Here is a 20,596-nt window from a genome sequence, read left to right as displayed (position 1 = left end):
TCCGTCAAGCGAGCATGTAGCCCGACCCGCGCACCGTCTGGATCATCGGGTTCGCGCCGGGCGGGTCGATCTTCTTGCGCAACCGCCCCATGTGGACGTCGATCAGATTAGTGCCGGGATCGAAGTGATAACCCCACACGGCCTCGAACAGCATCGTGCGCGTGATCGTCTGGCCCGCGTTGCGCATCATGAATTCGAGCACGCGGAACTCGGTCGGCAGCAGCGGAATCTCGTCGGCGCCGCGGCGCGCGCAGCGCGAAATGAGGTCGAGCTCGAGCGCGCCGACCTTCAGCAGCGTCTGCTGCGGCACGCCCGATGCCTGCCGGCGGCGCAGCAGCACTTCGATGCGCGCGCTCAGTTCGCCGGAATCGAACGGCTTCGTCAGGTAATCGTCGCCGCCCGCGCGCAGCCCGCGGATGCGCTCGTCGACGTCGCCGAGCGCGCTCAGCATCAGCACGGGCGTATCGATGCCGACGGTGCGCATCGCGGTCAGGATCGCGAGGCCGTCCGCGCCCGGCAGCATCCGGTCCAGCGTGATCGCGTCGTACGATGCGCTCATCGCGCGCATCATCCCTTCGCGGCCGTTGTCGATCCAGTCGACCTCGAACCCGCGTGCGTTCAGTTCGCCGACGATTTCGTTCGCGGTCACCGCATCGTCCTCGACCGTCAGTACTCGCATGATTCTCCTCGCAATGAACTTCAAGACGGGCGCGCAGGATGCGCCCGCCACTATCGTAAGCGCTGCGATCGCCGTGCAGCGCGAGATGAAAATAGCTTCATCCTGCATCGCGCCGAGCGCACATGAAACATGTTTCATCCGTGCGTCGCCCGCGCTGCGACCGGGGCCGCCTACGCTGACGTCATGCGGCATCGGGCCGCGAAACCAGGAGCTACCGGATGAAACTGTCGACCACCGTCGCCTGCATGCTGCTCGCATGCGCCAGCACCGCCGCGTTCGCGGGGCCGCACCTCACACCGCAGGAATGCAACGCGTACCCGTTCGTGCACACGGGTCGCGGCGTCACGCGTGCGGACCTCGTGCGCGAGCTGACCGAGCTCGAACAGGTCGGCTACGAGCCAGCCCACGCGAGCCCGTACTACCCCGACGATCTCGACGGCGCGAAGCATCGGCTCGCCGTCGAGTACCGCGCCGACTGCACGCATGCGCTGACGGCCGACGCGGGCGCGCGGCACTGACCGCACTGTCCGGCGCAACGCAACAGCCGGAAAAAGCAAAAAGGCGGCACGTGCGTGCCGCCTTTTCTTCGTGAACGCGCATGGATATGGACCCGCTGCGCCACGCTGCCGCTCAGCGCGACATCATGTTCATGCTGACGTTGTGCATCACCCACAGCGTGCCGACGATCAGGATCGCCACGGTCAACACCGTATAGCTGAACGCCATCACGTTCCAGCGCTGGCCCGACGAGCCGTTCATGTGCAGGAAGTACACGAGGTGCACGACGATCTGCACGAACGCGAGCACGGCCAGCCCGATCAGCGACGCATGCGGCGACAGCACGCCGCCCATCACGAGGCCGAACGACGCGACCGTGAGCAGCACCGACAGGATGAAACCGGCGACGTAGCCGCCGACACTGCCGTGCCCTTCTTCGAGTTGAGACGAATGCGAATGGGCCATTTAGATCACGCTCGCGAGATAGACAAAGGAAAACACGCAGATCCACACGATGTCGAGGAAGTGCCAGAACAGGCTCAGGCACGTCAGGCGTCGCAGGTCGCGATCGGTCAGGTCGCCGCCGCGCAACACGATCTGCCCGGCAAGCACGATCATCCACATGAGGCCGGCCGTCACGTGCAGCCCGTGCGTGCCGACCAGCGTGAAGAACGCCGACAGGAACGCGCTGCGCTGCGGGCCGGCGCCTTCCGCGATCAGGTGCGAGAACTCGCGCAGTTCCATCGTGAGAAACGCCGCGCCGAGCACGAACGTCACCGCGAGCCACGCGAGCAGCGCGCCGCGCCGCTGCTTGTACGCCGCGAGCATCGCGAAACCGTACGTGATGCTCGACAGCAGCAGCGCGGCGGTTTCCACCGCGACGCCCGGAATGTCGAACAGCTCTTTCGCGGTCTGCCCGCCCGCGTACTGGTGGCCGAGCACCGCGAACGTCGCGAACAGCGCCGCGAAGATCACGCAGTCGGTCATCAGGTACAGCCAGAAACCGAACACCGAATGCGACGGCGGATGGTCGTCGTGCTCGAGCAGGGTCGCGCTCAAGGTTTTCTGCAACATCAGTTGGCCTCCAGTTCGACGTCGTCGACGCGCGCCGTGCGCTTCGTCGGCTGCTTGTCTTCGGTCTTGCGCACCGTCGACGCAGGGATGTAATAGCCGTCGTTATCGCGCGAGCTGTAGATCACGAGCGTCGCGATGATCCCGACGAGCCCGCCGATCGCCATCCACCAGATGTGCCACACCAGCGCGAAGCCGAGCACCAGGCTGAAGATCGCGATCACGAGGCCCGCACAGGTATTCGACGGCATGTGGATGTCGCGAATCGATGCGGGGTTCGGCCGGCCTTCGCCGCGCGCCTTCATGTCCGCATACGCGTCGAGCGTGCGCACCTGCGGGATCACCGCGAAGTTGTAGTCGGCCGGCGGCGACGAGGTCGCCCATTCCAGCGTACGGCCGCCCCACGGGTCGCCCGTCGTGTCGCGGTACTCGGGCAGATGGCGATTGCGGATGCTGACCACCAGCTGCAGCAGCTGGCACGCGATGCCGATCGCGATCAGCACGGCGCCGAACGCGGCGACCAGCAGCCACGGATGCCAGGCCGGGTTGTCGTAGTGGTTCAGGCGGCGCGTCATGCCCATGAAGCCGAGCACGTAGAGCGGCACGAACGCGACGTAGAAGCCGACCTGCCAGAACCAGAACGCGGCCTTGCCGAGCTTCTCGTTCAGCTTGAAGCCGAACGCCTTCGGGAACCAGTAGTTGAAGCCCGCGAGATAGCCGAACAGCACGCCGCCGATGATCACGTTGTGGAAGTGCGCGATCAGGAACAGGCTGTTGTGCAGCACGAAGTCCGCGCCGGGAATCGCCATCATCACGCCGGTCATGCCGCCGATCGTGAACGTGACCATGAAGCCGATCGTCCACAGCACGGGCGTCGTGAATTCGATCCGGCCGCGGTACATCGTGAACAGCCAGTTGAACACCTTCACGCCGGTCGGAATCGCGATGATCATCGTCATGATCCCGAAGAACGCATTCACGTTCGCGCCCGAGCCCATCGTGAAGAAGTGATGCAGCCACACGAGGAACGACAGCACCATGATCGCGCAGGTCGCGTACACCATCGTCTTGTAGCCGAACAGCGGCTTCTTCGCGAACGTCGCGATGACTTCCGAGAAGATCCCGAATGCCGGCAGGATCAGGATGTACACCTCCGGATGACCCCACGCCCAGATCAGGTTCAGGTACAGCATCGCGTTGCCGCCGGCGTCGTTCGTGAAGAAGTGCATGCCGAGGTAACGATCGAGGCCGAGCAGCGCGAGCGTCGCGGTCAGGATCGGGAACGACGCCATGATCAGCACGTTCGTGCAGAGGGCCGTCCACGTGAACACCGGCATCTTCATCAGCGTCATGCCGGGCGCGCGCATCTTGATGATCGTCACGAAGAAGTTCACGCCGGTCAGCAGCGTGCCGACCCCAGAGATCTGCAGCGCCCACAGGTAGTAGTCGACCCCTACCCCCGGACTGAACTGCAGCTCCGACAGCGGCGGGTACGCGAGCCAGCCCGTCTGCGCGAATTCGCCGATCACGAGCGACAGGTTGATCAGGATCGCGCTGACCGCCGTCATCCAGAACGACAGCGAGTTGATGAACGGGAACGCGACGTCGCGCGCGCCGATCTGCAGCGGCACGACCAGGTTCATCAGGCCGACCATGAACACCATCGCCATGAAGAAGATCATGATCACGCCGTGTGCCGTGAAGATCTGGTCATAGTGGTGCGGCGGCAGGTAGCCGGGCGCGTTGTACGCGAGCGCGAGCTGCATGCGCATCATGATCGCGTCGGCGAAGCCGCGCAGCAGCATGATCAGCGCGACGATGATGTACATCACGCCGAGTCTCTTGTGGTCGACCGTGGTCAGCCATTCCGTCCACAGCCATTTCCAGCGGCCGGTGATCGTCAGCGCGGCGAGAATGCCCAGTACGACCAGCCCCATGAAGGCACCGGCCCCCATGATGATGGGCTGATCGAACGGGATCGCCGAAAGTGTGAGTTTGCCGAACATGCGTTACCCCTTCGTGCCGCAGGCGGCGTCCTTCAGATCGAGGACGTGGCCATCGTTGTATTTCGCGATGATGTTGTGGAAGAGCCGCGGATCGACCGACGAGAAGTAGCGCACCGGCGCCTTCTCGCTCGGCTGCGCGACGCTGCCGTATAGGGTCGCGTCGAGCCGGTCCGGCGACGCCTTCACCTTCTGCACCCAGGCGTCGAACTGCTCGCGCGGCTCGGCAAGGGTGCGGAACTTCATGTCGGAGAAACCGCGGCCGCTGAAGTTGGCGGACGTGCCCGCGTAGTTGCCGGGCTCGTCAGCGATCAGGTGCAGGCGCGTCTGCATGCCGGCCATCGCGTAGACCTGGCCGCCGAGCTGCGGGATGAAGAACGAATTCATCACCGAATCCGACGTGATGCGGAAGTTCACCGGCGTGCCGACCGGAATCGCGAGCTGGTTCACCGACGCGATGCCGAGTTCCGGATAGATGAACAGCCACTTCCAGTCGAGCGCGACCACCTCGACGTCGATCGGCTTCACCGCCGATTCGAGCGGCTTGTACGGGTCGAGCTCGTGCGTGGTCTTCCACGTGAGCACGCCGAGGAACAGGATGATCAGCGTCGGCACCGTCCAGATCACGACTTCGATCGCGGTCGAGTGCGACCAGTTCGGCGCGTAGGCGGCGTTGCGGTTCGACGCGCGGTAACGCCACGCGAACCACAGCGTGAGCAGGATCACCGGCACGACGACGATCAGCATCGCCCACGTCGAGGTTGCGATCAGCGCCTTTTCGGCGGCGCCGACGCTTCCTTTCGGATTTAGTACATCTAAATTACAGCCTGACAGGCTCAACGCCGCGCCGATTGATATCAGCGCCGCCCCGCCTCTTGAAGCTCTTCTTTTCATCACACCGCCCGAGGGTCATTGAATCCATTTGCGTATGCCCGATGCGCATTCGATTCACGAAATTGGCCGAATCATACGTCGCGCGAGTGCGATGAAAAACCGGTGCATGCGGCAAATCATCATTGCAAAATCTGCCGTGAGTCACATTGTCGCGGGGCAATTTCACGCAGCCGGAAGCGGGCCCGGCACTCCCCGTGCCGGGCCTCGATCGATGCGTGCGCAACGATGCCCGCCGCGCGACGCGGCGCGCTTGTGCGGCGCGGTGTGCCGCGCTCAGTCGTGCGTCGATGCCATGTACGACGGCAGCGCCCGCGCGGGGCCATCCCCTGCCGGCACCTTCGAATGGCTCGCTTCCTGGATCAGCTTGCCGACGGTCGGATCGATCGCATCGGTGAACGGCTTCGGATCGATGCCGACCGCCAGCACGATCAGCGCGAGCGACGCGAACATCACGATCTCGCGGCGGTTCAGGTCGGCGAGCTTCGCGATCCGCTGGCTCGCGACCTTGCCGAACACCACGCGCTTGAGCATCCACAGCGTGTACGACGCGCTGAGGATCAGCGTGAGCGCCGCGATCGCGCCGATCCAGAAGTTGAAGCGGATCGCGCCCATGATCACCATGAACTCGCCGACGAACCCCGACGTGCCCGGCAGGCCGACGTTGGCCATCGCGAACAGCAGCGTGAAGGTCGCGAAACGCGGCATCACGCCCGCCACGCCGCCGTACGCGGCGATCTCGCGCTGCTGGGTGCGATCCACGAGCACGTTCACGCACAACAGCATCGCGCCCGCCACGAAGCCGTACGACACGAGCTGCACGATCGCGCCTTCCACGCCGATCCGGTTGAACAGGAACAGCCCGAGCGTGACGATCCCCATGTGCGCGACCGTCGAATACGCGAGCAGCTTGCCGAGATCGGTCTGCGCGAGCGCGATCAGGCTCGCATAGACGATCGCGAACAGCGACAGCGCAATCACGGCCGGCGCGAAGAAGTGGCTCGCGTCGGGCGTGATCGGCAGCGCGAAGCGCAGGAACCCGTAACCGCCGAGCTTGAGCATCGCGAGCATCAGCGCGGCACCCGTCGGGCCGTCCGTGTACACGTCGCTCAGCCACGTGTGGACCGGCCACATCGGCACCTTGACCGCGAACGCGGCGAAGAAGCCGAGGAACACCAGCAACTGCGGCGCGAAGCCGAGTTGCAGCGTGCGCCACACGGCCATGTCGAACGTATGCGACTGCGCGTACAGGTACAGCATCGCCATCAGCAGCAGCAGTGAGCCGGCGAACGAGATGAAGAAGAACTTCACGGCCGCATACACGCGGCGCTCGCGCCCCCACGTGCCGATCAGCAGGTACAGCGGGATCAGCGTCGCCTCGAAGAAGATGAAGAACAGCAGCCCGTCCTGCGCGACGAACACGCCGACCATCAGCCCCGACAGGATCAGGAACGACGCGTAGTACTGCGCGACGCGCACCGTGACCGATTCCCACGACGCCACCACCACCACGAGCGTCGTGAACGCGGTCAGCACGACGAGCCACAGCGACACGCCGTCGATGCCGACCCGCCATCCGGCATTGAATGCCGCCAGCCAGTCGCGTCTTTCGACGAACTGCATCGCCGCCGAATGCGCGTCGAAACCGGCAATCAGCGGGACGACGGCCGCCAGCCCGGCAATCGCGCCGACCAGCGCGATCAGTCGTATCCGGCGTGCATGCTGGTCGGAACCGGCGCGCAGCAGCCCCGCGCCGAACAGTATCGGAACCCAGATGGCCAGGCTCAGGAAGGGGAAATCATGCATGTCAACAAGGCCTTGAGGAGGTCGCGCCTTGCATCGGGGACAGGCGCGACGAAAGGAACGAAATCAAATCGACAGGTAGATTTCGTGAATCGCCAATGTTGGCAAAATGTAAAGCGGCATCACTGGAAAACTTGACGCCACTCAAACGCGATCGGGTTAACCAGCATAAGACGATTGATTATTTTCTGCAGCGCAGCAGAACATTGTTTTTCAGCGTCGGCGTAGTTCGCTGATTTATATGAGTAATTTTTTGTATTGCTCGATGCGCTACGCGACGAAAATCGACGCGGCGCCGCATTTTTGATGTCAAGGGTCATGTCGAAGGGCCGGAACGACAGGATCATCGTTCCGCAGTGCCGCGATCGCGCGGCACCTCTTACCTTACACCGATACTTTCATTGTTATTTCATTCGACCTCGTGCCGCGCATACCGGAGATCGAGCGGCCGTCGCCCACCTCTTCTCACGCGACCGGCCGTTAGCGCAGGTGACTCAAGCGATCCCATACGCGCATCGTCACCGCGCGATAGTGATCATGCTGGGCGGGGAAATGGACGAAGCGGCTGTCGCGCGTCGCATAGACGGGCGATGACGCGAGTGTCGTCGCATCGACGATATAGCGTGCGTCGATCATGCCGGATTCGAGCAACTCCACATAGATCGCCTGCTGATCGCCACCACTGGCGTAGACCGACGAACGATCGTCGAACCGCTCGATGCGCGCGCAGAGGCGCTCGACCAGTTCGCGCATCGGCGCCACGTTGCGCACACCGATCATGCACGAGTTGATCGCCCACGCCGTGTGATCGGTGCCGATCACGAAGTCGCGCCCCTCGATCGTGCCGTCGATGCGCTGGCGCTGGTCGATCGCGAGGATGTCCGCATCGACCCAGAACACGAATGCGTGATGCGGCAGATGTTCGCGAATCAGATGCAGCTTCGCCCAGTTCGCATCGATGCCGTCCGGCAGGAATGCGGGCGCGGCGCGATACGTGTGGTACGCATAGCCATGTCGCGTGCAGTAGCGCACGAAATTCTCCTCGTGCAGGTCGCCGTAGCCCGCGATATGCGACGTATGCAGGCTCACGAACGCAATCCGCACGTGCGGATTCACGTGCCGCTCCGCTTCGCGCGGTCGCTGCTGCGCGGCGCGCCAGTCGTCCATCGCGCGCGGGCAGTCGCCGCGCTGGTACCGTTCGGCATCGTCGACGAGCGCCGTCACGTAACGGAAGTCGTAATCGGGCGCCGGCGCCCAGACGCCGTTCACGTCTCGCCACTCGGGTGCCTGGTGCGCCACGAGCGGCCGTGCGCCGGCGATCGAATCGATCGAGACGCCATCGCTCCAGACCGTCTGGGCCGACGCGAAATGACCGTTCGCAAGCGGGGCGTCGAACGGCAGCGGTGGAAAGTGCTCCGCCAGCAGCGTCGCCTCGCACGCGTGCCGCCGCTCCGGAAGATGCATCGCCCACTTGCCCAGTTCGACCGCCAGCCGGCGTAACTGCTCGCGCACTTCGCGCACGTTGCGAAAGATCATGCCGCTCGCGGCGGGCAACGCCGATTGCGACGTCTGCGTCGTGACGATCGCATCGTAACCGTGCGCGACGTCCGGCAGCGCGTGCGGATCGAACACGACGGAGAACGGATCGAGCACCAGCAGCAACGCACCCTGCTCCATCGCAACGAGTTGCGCGATGATCGCGTGGTACTTGTGCAGCACCTGCTGGCGCTCGCCGTACACGTGCATGCCGTCGACCGTCACATGCCGGTAGCCGTGCAGGTGCGCGTAGCGTGCGTGGTTGTCGATCAATCCGTCGACAGGTCGATGAGACAGGATGGTCAGAACGGAATGCGGGTTTGCCAAGAGCATCACCTCGAGTCGCGTCGGACGATACGCGATATGTAGCGCATGACCGCCACTCAAGTCGAGCACTCATTGCCCGAATGCCGTATCGACGATGCGCGCCCGAGGGTGAGATTCGACGGCATCGATGCTTGGCGCACGGCACCGCACGGTGCGTGCCGGAAAAAGAAAAAGCCCCGCAAGTCCGAGAACTTGCGGGGCTTTGTCACCGCTTTTGGCGGAGACGGAGGGATTCGAACCCTCGATCCAGGTTTTGGCCCAGATGCTCCCTTAGCAGGGGAGTGCCTTCGACCTCTCGGCCACGTCTCCCAAACTTTCGCTCGCACCAGGGAGGCAGTGCGACGAGAACGAAATAATATAGGGTTTCGAACCGCACGTCAATTTCCGTGATGCATTTTCTTCAATGCATCACGGAAAATTCACGATGCCTGGTCGAGTTCGAACACCTTGTGCAGCGCGCGGACGGCCAGCTCCATGTATTTCTCGTCGATCAGCACCGAAATCTTGATTTCGGACGTCGAGATCATCTGGATGTTGATGCCCTCTTCCGACAACGTGCGGAACATCTTGCTCGCGACGCCCACGTGCGAACGCATGCCGACGCCGACGACCGACACCTTCGACACCTTCGGGTCGCCCTGCACGCGCTCGGCGCTCACATGGCCCTGCACCTGGTTGGTGAGGATGTCCATCGCCCGCTGGTAGTCGCCGCGACCGACCGTGAACGTAAAGTCGGTCTTGCCTTCGACGCTCTGGTTCTGGATGATCATGTCGACGTCGACGTTCGCATCGGCCACCGGGCCGAGGATCTGATATGCGATGCCCGGCTTGTCGGGCACGCCCATCACCGCAATGCGTGCTTCGTCGCGCTGGAACGCGATGCCGGAAATGACTGCCTTTTCCATGGTCTCGTCTTCTTCAAAAGTAATCAGGGTGCCCGAGCGCATTTCTTCGTCGAGCGCAATCAGCGGATCGGTCAGGCTCGACAGCACACGCGTCTTCACCTGATATTTGCCGGCGAATTCGACCGAGCGGATCTGCAGGACCTTCGAGCCGAGGCTGGCCATTTCCAGCATCTCCTCGAACGTCACGCGGTCGAGGCGGCGCGCCTCTTCGACGACACGCGGATCGGTCGTGTAGACGCCGTCGACGTCGGTATAGATCAGGCACTCTTCGGCACCCAGCGCAGCCGCCACCGCCACCGCCGACGTGTCCGAGCCGCCACGGCCCAGCGTCGTGATGTGGCCGTCCGGATCGACGCCCTGGAAGCCCGTGATGATCACGACCTTGCCTGCGTTCAGATCGTCCTTCACGCGCTCGTCGTCGATCGAGTGAATGCGTGCTTTCGTGAATGCGCTGTCGGTCTTGATCGGCACTTGCCAGCCGGCATAGCTCACGGCCTCGACGCCGATTTCCTGCAGCGCGATCGACAGCAGGCCGACGCTGACCTGCTCGCCGGTCGCCGCGATCATGTCGAGCTCACGCGGGCTCGGCTGGCTCGAAATCTCTTTCGCAAGACCGAGCAGACGGTTGGTTTCGCCGGACATCGCCGAAGGCACGACCACCATCTGGTGCCCGGCCTGATGCCATTTTGCGACGCGTTTCGCGACGTTCTTGATGCGCTCGACCGAGCCCATCGAAGTGCCGCCGTATTTGTGTACGATGAGTGCCATTGTCGTTCTGAACTGGAGGAGAAACCGCACGGGCGCGCTGGGCAGGCCGCATGGCCGTTCGGTCACGCGGCTTGTGGCTGTGGACGGACGACGAGGGGAACGGCTGGGACGCAACGCACAAGCGTGACGGATTTTGCCCGGAAGGCCGATCAGGCCGCGCAAACCGGGTACGTCACGCGGAAAACCTGCACAAAACGCTCAAAAATCGAGCCGAGCAAACGACCGAGCGTACCCGATAGAAGCCCGCTTGACAAGCCGCGCGCCGTGTCGGCGGCCGTTCCGGCGCTGTTTACCAAATGGTGAAAATGGGCACGCCATCGCGCCGCCGGCAGCCCGCCGCCGCTAGGCGATCAGCAGGTCGGGACGCCACTCGATCCGGCGCCATGCGGCGGCGCCGGGCGCCGCGCCGTCAGGCACGTCGATGTCGCGATTGACGCCCAGCCGCGGCACGTAGATCAGCCGGTCGCCCGCGAACAGCAGCGGCACGTCGCGCTGCCAGGCCGGCACGCCGCGCTCCTGGAACAGGTTCTTCAACGTGCGGCCCGGCCCGCCCGGCGACGTACGCATCCGTTCGCCGCCGGCCCGGGCGCGCGCCGCCAGCCGCGCACCGCGCAGCAGCCCCTCCGGCACCGCATCGGCGCTGCCCGCGTCGGCCGGCGCGAACACGAACGTGCCGCGCCATCCCGGCAGGCGCCACACTTCCTGTCCGTCCCATGCGAGCGCCGCCTCCGGTTGCGGCGTCCCCGTGCCGTCGTCGGCCGGTTCGCTGCTGTCGCCCGCTTCCCAGTAGACGACATCGCGATAGAGCCGCAGGCACTGCCCCGCGTGATCGACGCGCAGCGCATGCGCGTCGTGCGCCGCGCGCAGTTGCCGCATCATGTTGGCGAGCCGGGCAGCCGATGCGCCCGGCAAACCGAGCCGGCGCATCCAGAAGCGCAGCAGGTTTGCGCCGCGCGTATCGTCGAAGCCGATCAGCGCGTCGCGCGACAGCGCCTGACCGTCATCGCGCGCGGCGACGGCGAAATCCAGCTCGGCCAGATCGTCGAGCAGCCGCTGAGCGGCCGCCGCATGCTGGGCCGCGCGACCGAGCGCGTCGCGAAAGCCCGGGAAATGCACGGCCAGCGCCGGCAGCACGTCGAGGCGGAGCGCATTGCGCGCATAACGCGTATCGCCGTTCGATTCGTCGTCGATCCACGCGAGCGCATGCTGCTCCGCATAGCGCTCAAGTTGTGCGCGCAACAGTCGCAGCAATGGACGCACACGCTCGATGCTCACGCCGTCGGGGCGATAACGCGGCGCCATCGCGGCCAGCCCCGCGATTCCCGCCCCGCGCAACAGTTGCAGCAACACCGTCTCGGCCTGGTCGTCCGCATGTTGCGCAAGCCACAGCGCTGCCACGCCGTGGCGTTCGCCCATCTCGTCGAGCGCCGCGTAGCGACGCTCGCGCGCCGTCGCCTCGATACCGAGCCCGCTGTCGCGCGGCACGTCGACGCGCATCGATTCGAATGCGACACCGAGCCGCGCGGCTTCCGCCTCGGCATGCGCGACCCACGCGTCGGCGTTCGCGCTCAGGCCGTGATGCACGTGCAGCGCGACGCAGCGCGATGCGCCCGCGACGCGCACGGCCGCATCGAGCAGCACCGTCGAATCGAGGCCGCCGCTGTAGGCGATCGCGATGCGCGCCTCCGGCGGCAGGCCGGAAAGCGCAACGCCGACCGCGTCGAGTACGACGCGGTCGGCGGAGAATTCGGTCGGGGGGATCACGAGAGAAACGCGCGCCGAACGGCGCGCGATGCGAGCACGCCGGTCATGCGCCGGGCGTGGTTTCCTTGAACTTGCCGTAGGCCATCAGGCGCTCGAAGCGGCGCTCGCGCAGCGCGTCGATGCTCATGCCCTGGAACTGGCGCAGCGAATCGGCGAGCGCACGGCGCAGCAGCGCGGCCATGCCCTTCGGATCGCGATGCGCGCCGCCGAGCGGCTCGTTGATGATCTTGTCGATCAGGCCGAGCGCCTTCAGGCGATGCGCGGTCAGGCCCAGCGCTTCCGCGGCTTCCGGCGCCTTCGCGGCGCTCTTCCACAGGATCGATGCGCAGCCTTCCGGCGAGATCACCGAGTAGGTCGAGAACTGCAGCATCATCACGGTGTCGGCCACGGCGATCGCGAGCGCGCCGCCCGAGCCGCCCTCGCCGATCACCGTGGTAATGATCGGCGTCTTCAGCTCGGCCATCACGTACAGGTTGCGGCCGATCGCCTCCGACTGGCCGCGCTCTTCCGCGCCGATGCCCGGGTACGCGCCCGGCGTGTCGACGAACGTGAAGATCGGCAGCCCGAACTTCTCGGCCAGACGCATCAGCCGTTCGGCCTTGCGATAGCCTTCCGGGCGCGGCATCCCGAAGTTGCGCGCCGCGCGTTCCTTCGTGTCGCGGCCCTTCTGGTGACCGATCACCATGCACGGATGGCCGCCGAAGCGTGCGAGACCGCCGACGATCGACAGGTCGTCCGCGAACGCGCGGTCGCCATGCAGCTCGTGGAAATCGGTAAACAGTTCCGCAACGTAATCGAGCGTGTACGGACGCTGCGGGTGCCGCGCGATCTGCGACACCTGCCACGGCGACAGGTTCGCGTAGAGGTCTTTCGTCAGTTGCTGGCTTTTCTTCGACAGCCGCTCGATTTCTTCCGAAATATCGACAGCCGAGTCGTCCTGCACGAATCGCAGCTCTTCGATCTTGGCCTCGAGTTCGGCGATCGGCTGTTCGAAATCCAGAAACGTGGTCTTCATGTGTTCGAATCCTTGGGTCTTGCGGCAGCGCGTATTCTACCCGCGCGGGCGACGCTCAAAACCGGCTCTCAACTATTGATGTTTAAAACCCGATAGCCAACGCTCAGGCGTCGGCGTCAGGCGCATCGAGGCTGCGCCACATGTACCAGGTCGCGACGGTGCGCCACGGCTCCCAGTTGGCGGCCACCTCGCGCGCCTCGCTGCGCGTGACGGGTTCCCCGCTGAAGTAATTGACGCTGATCGCACGGATCAGGCCCGGGTCGTCGAGCGGCAGCACGTCCGGCCGCGACAGGTTGAAGATCAGGAACATCTCGGCCGTCCAGCGGCTGATGCCGCGGATCTGCGTGAGTTCCGCGATCACGTCCTCGTCATCCATCGACGTCCATTTGTCGACGTGCAGCGCCCCCGACACGAAATGCTGCGCGAGATCGAGAATGTATTCCGTCTTGCGCTTCGACAACCCACACGCGATCAGCTTGTCCGCGCCGAGCCGGATCACCGGTTGCGGCGCGAGTTTCGGACAGGCGTCCTCGATGCGCGCCCACAGCGACTGGGCAGACGGCACCGAAATCTGCTGACCGACGACCGAGCGCGCGAGCGTGACGAACGGGTCGCCGCGCTTCACGAGATGCGCGGGGCCGAACTTCGGAATCAGTTTCTTCAGGATCCGGTCGCGCTTGACGAGGTCCGCGCACGCCTTGTCCCAATAGGCAGGACGCACGACGACCTCCGCGCCGTCCGCTTCGGACACACGTGTCTTGCGGGCCGCGTCGGCGGCCGGCAGCGCGGCCGCGGGCTGCGCATGACCGTTCAGCGCGCCGTTCGGCACGGCGCGCGTCGCGTCCGTCTTCGCCGCCGACGCACGCTTGGCTGCCGGACGCGCGGCGACCGGGGTCGCGCGCCTGACCGGCGCTTTTCTGGCCGTTGCCATCTTGCCTCCTACCTGACGGATCGGTCAGTGGAACGCGCCGCGCTCATACGCGACGCCATTCGGTCGATCCGCCCGGTTTGTCTTCAAGTGCGATACCGGCTTCGAGCAATTCCGCCCGGATCCGGTCCGCTTCGGCATAGTCCTTCGCTTGCTTCGCCGCGACGCGCGCGGCGATCTTCGCGTCGATCTCGTCGGCAGCGAGCCCGCCCGCCTGCGCGGCGCCGGACGCCTGCTGCAGGAACGCGCGCGGTTCGCGGCCCAGCAGGCCGAGCAGGCCCGCCAGCTGTTTCAGTTGCCGTGCGAGCGACGCGTCGCGCGTGCGGTTGACTTCGCCCGCCAGCTCGAACAGCGTGGCCACCGCGACCGGCGTGTTGAAATCGTCGTTCATCGCGGCCGCGAAACGCTGCGCGTGCGGCTCGTTCCAGTCGAGCGCGAGCGTATCGGCATCGACATCCTTCAGCGCGGTGTACAGACGCGTGAGCGACGCGCGCGCATCGTCGAGATGCACGTCGCTGTAATTGAGCGGCGAACGGTAGTGCGTGCGCACGATGAAGAAGCGCATGACTTCCGCGTCGTAACGCTCGAGCACTTCGCGGATCGTGAAGAAGTTGCCGAGCGATTTCGACATCTTCTCGTTGTCGACCTGCACGAAGCCGTTGTGCATCCAGTAGTTGACGAACGTCTGGCCGGTCGCGCCTTCGCTCTGCGCGATCTCGTTCTCGTGGTGCGGGAATTGCAGATCCTGCCCGCCGCCGTGGATGTCGAAGTGATTGCCGAGCAGCGAGCAGCCCATCGCCGAGCACTCGATGTGCCAGCCCGGGCGCCCCATCCCGTACTTCGACGCCCACGACGCGCCGTCCGGCTCGTCCTCCTTCGCGCGCTTCCACAGCACGAAGTCGAGCGGATCCTGCTTCGCATCGTTCGCGGCGACGCGCTCGCCCGCGCGGAGGTCGTCGAGCGACTTGCCCGACAGCTTCCCGTAGTTCGCGAACTTGCGCACCGAGTAATTGACGTCGCCGTCGCTCGCCTGGTACGCGTAGCCGTTCGCTTCGAGCGTCTCGATCATGCCGAGCATCTGCGGAATGAACTGCGTCGCGCGCGGCTCGATGTCGGGCCGCTGGATGCCGAGCGCGGCTTCATCCTCGTGCATCGCGCCGATGAAGCGGTCGGTCAGCGACTTGATCGTCTCGCCGTTCTCGACCGCGCGGCGGATGATCTTGTCCTCGATGTCGGTGATGTTGCGCACGTACGTGACCCGATAGCCGATCGCACGCAGCCAGCGCTGGACGAGGTCGAACACGACCAGCATGCGCGCGTGGCCCACGTGACAATAGTCGTAGACGGTGATCCCGCATACGTACATCCGCACTTCGCCGGACTGGCGCGGCACGAAAACTTGCTTGTCACGCGCGAGCGTGTTGTAGATGCGCAGTGATTCCATAGAGATGAACCGTGAGCCGAAGGAAACCGCCCTGGCGAAGCTCGCCCAGCATGTGAAACGGACGGACCATCTGCCGTGGCGCCAGGCCGCGCGTCCTCGATATCACATGGGGCGGTCAGGCTGCAAGCACAGCGGTGACGGCCACGAGAGGCTAAGAAAGACTGTCTGACGCTCGCCGGAACGCGCAGACGTTTTGTTAGAATGGGTCGGAGTATAACATTCCGATTTACGCCTATGAAACCTCATCGCGGCCGCGCGCCGAGCGCTGCGACCCTCGTTGCGACCACCGTCATGGGCGTCGCGCTGACGCTTTTCGCGGCTCCCGCGGCGCATGCGCAAAAGGCCCCGGCGGTCGCCGACGGCACGCCCGAAGTCGACGCGTCGATCGCCGGCAAGCAGTGGAAGCAGGCGCTCGCGCAGCTCGACGCGCGCATCGCGTCGAACCCGCACGACGTGCAGGCGCAGTTCAAGCGCGGCACCGTGCTGGCCCGCCTGAACCGCGACGACGACGCAATCCAGCAGTTCGTCGCGATCACGCAGGCGTACCCCGAACTGCCCGAGCCGTACAACAACCTCGCGGCGCTCTACGCGAAGCACGGCCGCTATGACGAAGCGCGCACCGCGCTCGTCACCGCGACGCAATCGAACCCGGGCTACTCGCTCGCGTACGAGAACCTCGGCGATCTCTACCTGCGGCTCGCGGCCGAATCGTACAAGCGCGCGCAATCGCTCGGCCGCACGAGCGGCGCGACCGCGCAGCGCCTCGCCGATCTGCAGAAGATCGTGTCGCCGTCGAAGGCCGCGCCGAACGCCCGCGCGACGACGCCGGCCACGCGCGACTACACCGACCGCGCCGCCGCGAACGTGAGCACCACCACGCTGCCGATGTCGCCGACGTTCCAGTTCAGCGGTCCGTCGGGCGCACTGGCGGCGCCGTACGTCGCGCCGTCTAAATAAGCGGCGCGGCCTCCTTTCCCTCCCAACCTGAGGATCGCAATGAAACGTCTGTTGCTGGCGCTTGGCGGCGCCGCCCTTCTCGCGACCGCGCCCGCGTTCGCGCAAACGGCCACCGCGCACCCCGTCGTGCAGCTGAAGACCTCGCAGGGCGACATCCGCGTCGAGCTCTACCCGGAGAAGGCGCCGAAGTCGGTCGCCAACTTCCTCGATTACGTGAAGTCCGGCCAGTACAACGGCACGATCTTCCACCGCGTGATCAAGGGCTTCATGATCCAGGGCGGCGGCTACAAGACCAACTTCGAGGAGAAGCCGACCCGCGCGCCGATCCCGCTGGAGAGCCGCAATGGTCTGAAGAACCTGACGGGCACGATCGCGATGGCGCGCACCAGCGACCCGAATTCGGCCACCGCGCAGTTCTTCATCAATACGGTCGACAACAGCGGCCTCGACTACCCGAACCCGGACGGCAACGGCTATGCGGTGTTCGGCAAGGTCGTGTCGGGTCTCGACGTCGTGAAGAAGATCGAAGGCGTGGCGACGACCTCGCGCGGGCCGATGCAGGACGTGCCGGCCCAGCCGGTCCTGATCGAATCGGCGAGCATCGTCTCGAAGTAAGAACCTGCCGGCACGTCCGGCGCCTCACGCGGCCGCGTCGCACGACCGGCCGCGTGCCATTTAAACTGCCTCACCGAAGGAATTCATCATGGTTGAACTGCATACGAACCACGGCGTGATCAAGCTCGAACTCGACGCCGCGAAGGCACCGAAGACGGTCGAGAACTTCCTGAACTACGTGAAGAAAGGCCACTACGACGGCACCGTGTTCCACCGCGTGATCAACGGCTTCATGATTCAAGGCGGCGGCTTCGAGCCGGGCCTGAAGCAGAAGCCGACCGACGCGCCGATCGACAACGAAGCGAACAATGGCCTGAAGAACGACAACTACACGGTCGCGATGGCGCGCACGAACGATCCGCACTCGGCGACCGCCCAGTTCTTCATCAACGTGAACGACAACGACTTCCTGAACCACTCGTCGCCGACGCCGCAGGGCTGGGGCTACGCGGTGTTCGGCAAGGTCGTCGAAGGCCAGGACGTGGTCGACAAGATCAAGGGCGTCAAGACGGGCAACGCCGGCTTCCACCAGGACGTGCCGGCCGACGACGTCGTGATCGAAAAGGCCGTGGTGGTCTGACGCACCAGCCGTTACGGAGGCACTTCGATGTTGCAGGAGAGTCCGCCGCGAAGCGTCTCCGCGGGCGTGCCGGGCGAGCGCGAGTACGCGCAAGCCGCACGCCCGTTCCTGTTTCTCTCCGATCTGCACCTGAGCGAAGCGATTCCGAAGACGGTCGCCGCGTTCGAGCATTTCGTGAAATACACCGCCGACAGCGCCGATTCGGTGTTCATCCTCGGCGACCTGTTCGAATACTGGATCGGCGACGACATCCTCGACGACGATCCGTTCGCCGCGCGCATGGCCGCGCTGATGCACACGTTCTCGGAACGCGGCATCGCGCTCTACGTGATGCACGGCAACCGCGATTTCCTGCTCGGCCGGCGCTTCATGAAGGCCGCCGGCGCGATGCTGCTGCCCGATCCTTCGCTGATCATCGCGTTCGGCCAGCGCATCGTGCTCGCGCACGGCGACGCGCAATGCACGGCCGACCGCGGCTACCAGGTGTTTCGTCACTTCGCGCGCAACCGCGCTGCGCAATGGCTGTTTCTCGCGTGGCCGTTGCGCTGGCGCCGCGCGCTCGCGCAGCGCATGCGCTCGACCAGCGAAGCGGGCCGGACGCGCCCTGCGTCGGCCATCTACGACGTCACGCGGGAAGGCGTGGCCGCGCTGTTCCGGAAAAGCCGCGCGAGCGTGATCATTCACGGCCACACGCACCGCCCCGCGCGCCACGCGGAACCGGGCGGGGTCCGCTGGGTGCTGCCCGACTGGGATCTCGATCACGGCACGCGGCGCGGCGGCTACCTGCGCGTCGACGCGGAAGGCATCCACGCGATGCCGCTCGACTGACGCCGCCGCTGCCGCGCTGACCGGCAGCCGTCGGCACCCTTCTCGTTCGTTACATCTGGCGTTCGACCGTCTTGCCTTCCAGCACCGCCGACAGCCTGCGCAGGTCGAGGCGCGCCGCGTCGGCGCCCTGCAGCGTTTCCAGATGCGTGCCGAGCCGCTCGAGCGCCGCGACGATCTCGTCGACGCGGCGGCTTTCCTTCGCCGCGTGATCGATCAGCCCGTGAATCGCGAGCGACATCGGATCGTCGGCGTTCGGCGTGATCCCGTACGCGCAGAATGCCGCGCGCTCGGGCTGCGGCTTCGGCTGCGCCGGCATCACGATGCGCGCCGGATTGCCGACCGCCGTGCCGCCCGCCGGCACCGGCTTGACGACCACCGCGTTCGAGCCGATCTTCGCGCCCGCGCCGACCGTGAAACCGCCGAGCACCTTCGCGCCGGCGCCGACGATCACGCCGGCCTCGAGCGTCGGGTGGCGCTTCGCGCCGCGCGTGAGCGACGTGCCGCCCAGCGTCACGCCCTGATAGATCGTGCAGTCGTCGCCGATGATCGCCGTCTCGCCGACCACGACACCCATGCCGTGATCGATGAACACGCGCCGGCCGATCGTCGCGCCGGGGTGGATCTCGATCCCGGTCAGGAACCGGCCGGCCTGCGACGCGAACCGCGCGAGCCAGTAGCGTTTCGCGCGCCAGCATGCGTGCGCGAAACGGTGCAGCACGAGCGCATGCAGCCCCGGATAACAGGTCAACACTTCCCACGCACTGCGAGCGGCGGGATCCCGCTCGCGAATCGTTGCAACGTCTTCGCGCAGTCTCGTGAACATGATGTGATCTGGGAAAAGGCCGGCGCGCATCGCCGGCAATGCCGGCCGTTATCGCGCCGGGTCATTTGCTTATGACGTCCGGCGATTGTAGGGCCAGTCGCGCCGGGCCGCACGCGGTCGCGCGTTCACCCCGCCGCCGGCGCGGGTATTCGGCCGGGACGCTTGCTGCGGCGGGGTTTCCGGGGACGGTCGGTCCGAAGAAAGCGCCGCTGCGACGCTCCCGGTCGGTCGCCGCATGGCCTGCCCGGCCACACGCCGCATCCGCCGGACTCCCCCGCGCCCGGCAATCGGAGCGCCGGCTGCTTACGCGTCGCCGCCCGGCTTGCCCGACTTCAGCAGGATGTGCTTCGCGACGCCGCGCAGGATGTTGACTTCCTCGCGCTCGAGGCCCGTGCGCGCGAACAGGCGCCGCAGCCGCGGCATCAGCTTCTTCGGATTGCGCGGATCGAGGAAGTCGAGCGCGATCAGTGCGTTCTCGAGGTGCACGTACATCCGCTCGATCTCATCGCTCTGCGCGAGCGTGCCGGCTTCGGCCGGCGGCTGCGCCGACGGCTCGCTCGCCTGCTCGAGAAACGCGACGCGCAACTCGTACGCGAGCACCTGCACGGCCTGCGCAAGATTCAGCGAACTGTAGGCCGGATTGGCCGGAATGTGCGCGAGCGCGCTGCACTGCTCGACATGCTCGTTCGCGAGACCGGTGCGCTCGTTGCCGAACACGAGCGCGATGTCGCCCGCGCCGACCTGCGCGCTCGCCTGCGCGGCGGCCGCGCGCGGCGCGAGGCGCGGCGGCCCGTATTCGCGGGTGCGCGCGGTCAGCGCGATCGACCAGTGCACGCCGGACAGCGCTTCGCCGAGCGTCGGCACGACGTGCGCGGACGCGAGGACGTCGTCCGCGCCGCTGGCCATCGCGATCGCCTCGGGATCGCTCTGCACGTGCGGCACGCGCGGCGCGACCAGCACGAGGCGCGAGAAGCCCATCGTCTTCAGCGCGCGGGCGGCCGCCCCGACGTTGCCGGGATGGCTCGGCTCGACGAGCACGAAGCGGGTGGACGTGAAGCCGCCGGACGGCGGCGGGGACGAGGCCGCGCCCGATTCGGACGGCGCGGCGGTGTTCTGCGGAGTTTCCACTACGATACGACTCGGTTCATCAGAATGGCCGTA

Annotated in this window: 19 protein-coding genes and 1 tRNA gene; 5 read left to right on the top strand and 15 right to left on the bottom strand. The window is 65.8% G+C overall.

Annotated elements, in window-relative coordinates; translation table 11 throughout:
* Nucleotides 1-4 precede the first annotated feature (4 nt).
* Nucleotides 5-679, bottom strand: coding sequence for a response regulator transcription factor (locus HWX03_RS08445; protein ID WP_174431825.1), 675 nt, complete (start codon nt 677-679; stop codon nt 5-7).
* Nucleotides 680-897: 218 nt separating this feature from the next.
* Here HWX03_RS08445 and HWX03_RS08440 point away from each other — a divergent pair, with 218 nt between their 5' ends.
* Nucleotides 898-1,197: a DUF4148 domain-containing protein gene (locus HWX03_RS08440; protein WP_175870963.1), complete on the top strand. Its 300-nt coding sequence runs from the start codon at nt 898-900 to the stop codon at nt 1,195-1,197.
* A gap of 112 nt (nt 1,198-1,309) precedes the next feature.
* Here HWX03_RS08440 and cyoD read toward each other — a convergent pair whose 3' ends face one another.
* The 12 genes from cyoD to cysS all read right to left on the bottom strand — a co-directional run bounded on the left by cyoD (nt 1,310) and on the right by cysS (nt 15,632).
* Nucleotides 1,310-1,642, bottom strand: coding sequence for a cytochrome o ubiquinol oxidase subunit IV (gene cyoD / locus HWX03_RS08435; RefSeq protein WP_174388095.1), 333 nt, complete (start codon nt 1,640-1,642; stop codon nt 1,310-1,312).
* Entirely contained in the window at nt 1,643-2,251 is a 609-nt protein-coding gene (gene cyoC, locus HWX03_RS08430; RefSeq protein ID WP_175870962.1) for a cytochrome o ubiquinol oxidase subunit III, read from the bottom strand.
* Complete coding sequence (gene cyoB, locus HWX03_RS08425; RefSeq protein WP_175870961.1) at nt 2,251-4,254, bottom strand: cytochrome o ubiquinol oxidase subunit I; 2,004 nt, start codon at nt 4,252-4,254, stop codon at nt 2,251-2,253. Before cyoB ends, cyoC begins: the two co-directional genes overlap by 1 nt.
* Nucleotides 4,255-4,257: 3 nt before the next feature.
* Complete coding sequence (gene cyoA, locus HWX03_RS08420; protein WP_175870960.1) at nt 4,258-5,145, bottom strand: ubiquinol oxidase subunit II; 888 nt, start codon at nt 5,143-5,145, stop codon at nt 4,258-4,260.
* Between the two features lie 273 nt (nt 5,146-5,418).
* Nucleotides 5,419-6,948 (bottom strand): NADH-quinone oxidoreductase subunit M, encoded by a 1,530-nt coding sequence (locus tag HWX03_RS08415; protein ID WP_175870959.1) that lies wholly within the window; start codon nt 6,946-6,948, stop codon nt 5,419-5,421.
* 477 nt (nt 6,949-7,425) lie between these two features.
* On the bottom strand, nt 7,426-8,814 hold the full coding sequence (locus HWX03_RS08405; RefSeq protein WP_175871144.1) for a hypothetical protein: 1,389 nt from the start codon (nt 8,812-8,814) through the stop codon (nt 7,426-7,428).
* Between the two features lie 209 nt (nt 8,815-9,023).
* A tRNA-Ser gene (locus HWX03_RS08400) sits at nt 9,024-9,117 on the bottom strand.
* Between the two features lie 110 nt (nt 9,118-9,227).
* Nucleotides 9,228-10,481: an aspartate kinase gene (locus HWX03_RS08395; protein ID WP_174388090.1), complete on the bottom strand. Its 1,254-nt coding sequence runs from the start codon at nt 10,479-10,481 to the stop codon at nt 9,228-9,230.
* A 342-nt stretch (nt 10,482-10,823) separates the two neighbouring features.
* Nucleotides 10,824-12,245, bottom strand: coding sequence for a tRNA lysidine(34) synthetase TilS (tilS, locus tag HWX03_RS08390; RefSeq protein WP_175870957.1), 1,422 nt, complete (start codon nt 12,243-12,245; stop codon nt 10,824-10,826).
* 43 nt (nt 12,246-12,288) lie between these two features.
* A complete protein-coding gene (locus tag HWX03_RS08385) occupies nt 12,289-13,260 on the bottom strand; it encodes an acetyl-CoA carboxylase carboxyltransferase subunit alpha (RefSeq protein WP_006478433.1) in 972 nt (323 codons plus the stop codon).
* A gap of 103 nt (nt 13,261-13,363) precedes the next feature.
* Nucleotides 13,364-14,191 carry a DNA-3-methyladenine glycosylase gene (locus HWX03_RS08380; RefSeq protein ID WP_175870956.1) on the bottom strand — a complete coding sequence of 276 codons (828 nt, stop codon included), beginning with the start codon at nt 14,189-14,191 and terminating at the stop codon, nt 13,364-13,366.
* 43 nt (nt 14,192-14,234) lie between these two features.
* A complete protein-coding gene (gene cysS / locus HWX03_RS08375) occupies nt 14,235-15,632 on the bottom strand; it encodes a cysteine--tRNA ligase (RefSeq protein ID WP_175819553.1) in 1,398 nt (465 codons plus the stop codon).
* Between the two features lie 234 nt (nt 15,633-15,866).
* Between cysS and HWX03_RS08370 the strand changes: the two genes are divergently transcribed.
* The 4 genes from HWX03_RS08370 to HWX03_RS08355 all read left to right on the top strand — a co-directional run bounded on the left by HWX03_RS08370 (nt 15,867) and on the right by HWX03_RS08355 (nt 18,612).
* The gene (locus HWX03_RS08370) at nt 15,867-16,589 is read left to right on the top strand and encodes a tetratricopeptide repeat protein (protein ID WP_174431816.1); all 723 of its coding nucleotides are present in this window, start codon (nt 15,867-15,869) and stop codon (nt 16,587-16,589) included.
* Nucleotides 16,590-16,628: 39 nt separating this feature from the next.
* The gene (locus HWX03_RS08365) at nt 16,629-17,204 is read left to right on the top strand and encodes a peptidylprolyl isomerase (protein WP_027784821.1); all 576 of its coding nucleotides are present in this window, start codon (nt 16,629-16,631) and stop codon (nt 17,202-17,204) included.
* Nucleotides 17,205-17,292: 88 nt separating this feature from the next.
* Nucleotides 17,293-17,784, top strand: coding sequence for a peptidylprolyl isomerase (locus HWX03_RS08360; RefSeq protein ID WP_011352518.1), 492 nt, complete (start codon nt 17,293-17,295; stop codon nt 17,782-17,784).
* Nucleotides 17,785-17,811: 27 nt separating this feature from the next.
* On the top strand, nt 17,812-18,612 hold the full coding sequence (locus HWX03_RS08355; RefSeq protein ID WP_175870955.1) for a UDP-2,3-diacylglucosamine diphosphatase: 801 nt from the start codon (nt 17,812-17,814) through the stop codon (nt 18,610-18,612).
* Nucleotides 18,613-18,661: 49 nt separating this feature from the next.
* Here HWX03_RS08355 and cysE read toward each other — a convergent pair whose 3' ends face one another.
* Nucleotides 18,662-19,435, bottom strand: a complete 774-nt coding sequence (gene cysE / locus HWX03_RS08350) for a serine O-acetyltransferase (RefSeq protein ID WP_244132607.1) — start codon at nt 19,433-19,435, stop codon at nt 18,662-18,664.
* Between the two features lie 303 nt (nt 19,436-19,738).
* Nucleotides 19,739-20,563, bottom strand: coding sequence for an RNA methyltransferase (locus HWX03_RS08345; protein ID WP_175870953.1), 825 nt, complete (start codon nt 20,561-20,563; stop codon nt 19,739-19,741).
* Nucleotides 20,564-20,596 lie beyond the last annotated feature (33 nt).

The sequence above is a fragment of the Burkholderia sp. BCC0397 genome (assembly GCF_902832865.1).
In the GTDB taxonomy this organism is placed as follows: Bacteria; Pseudomonadota; Gammaproteobacteria; order Burkholderiales; family Burkholderiaceae; genus Burkholderia.
The sequence above is the reverse complement of the archived record's forward strand: the minus strand, read 5'-3'. Positions and strand labels throughout refer to the sequence as shown.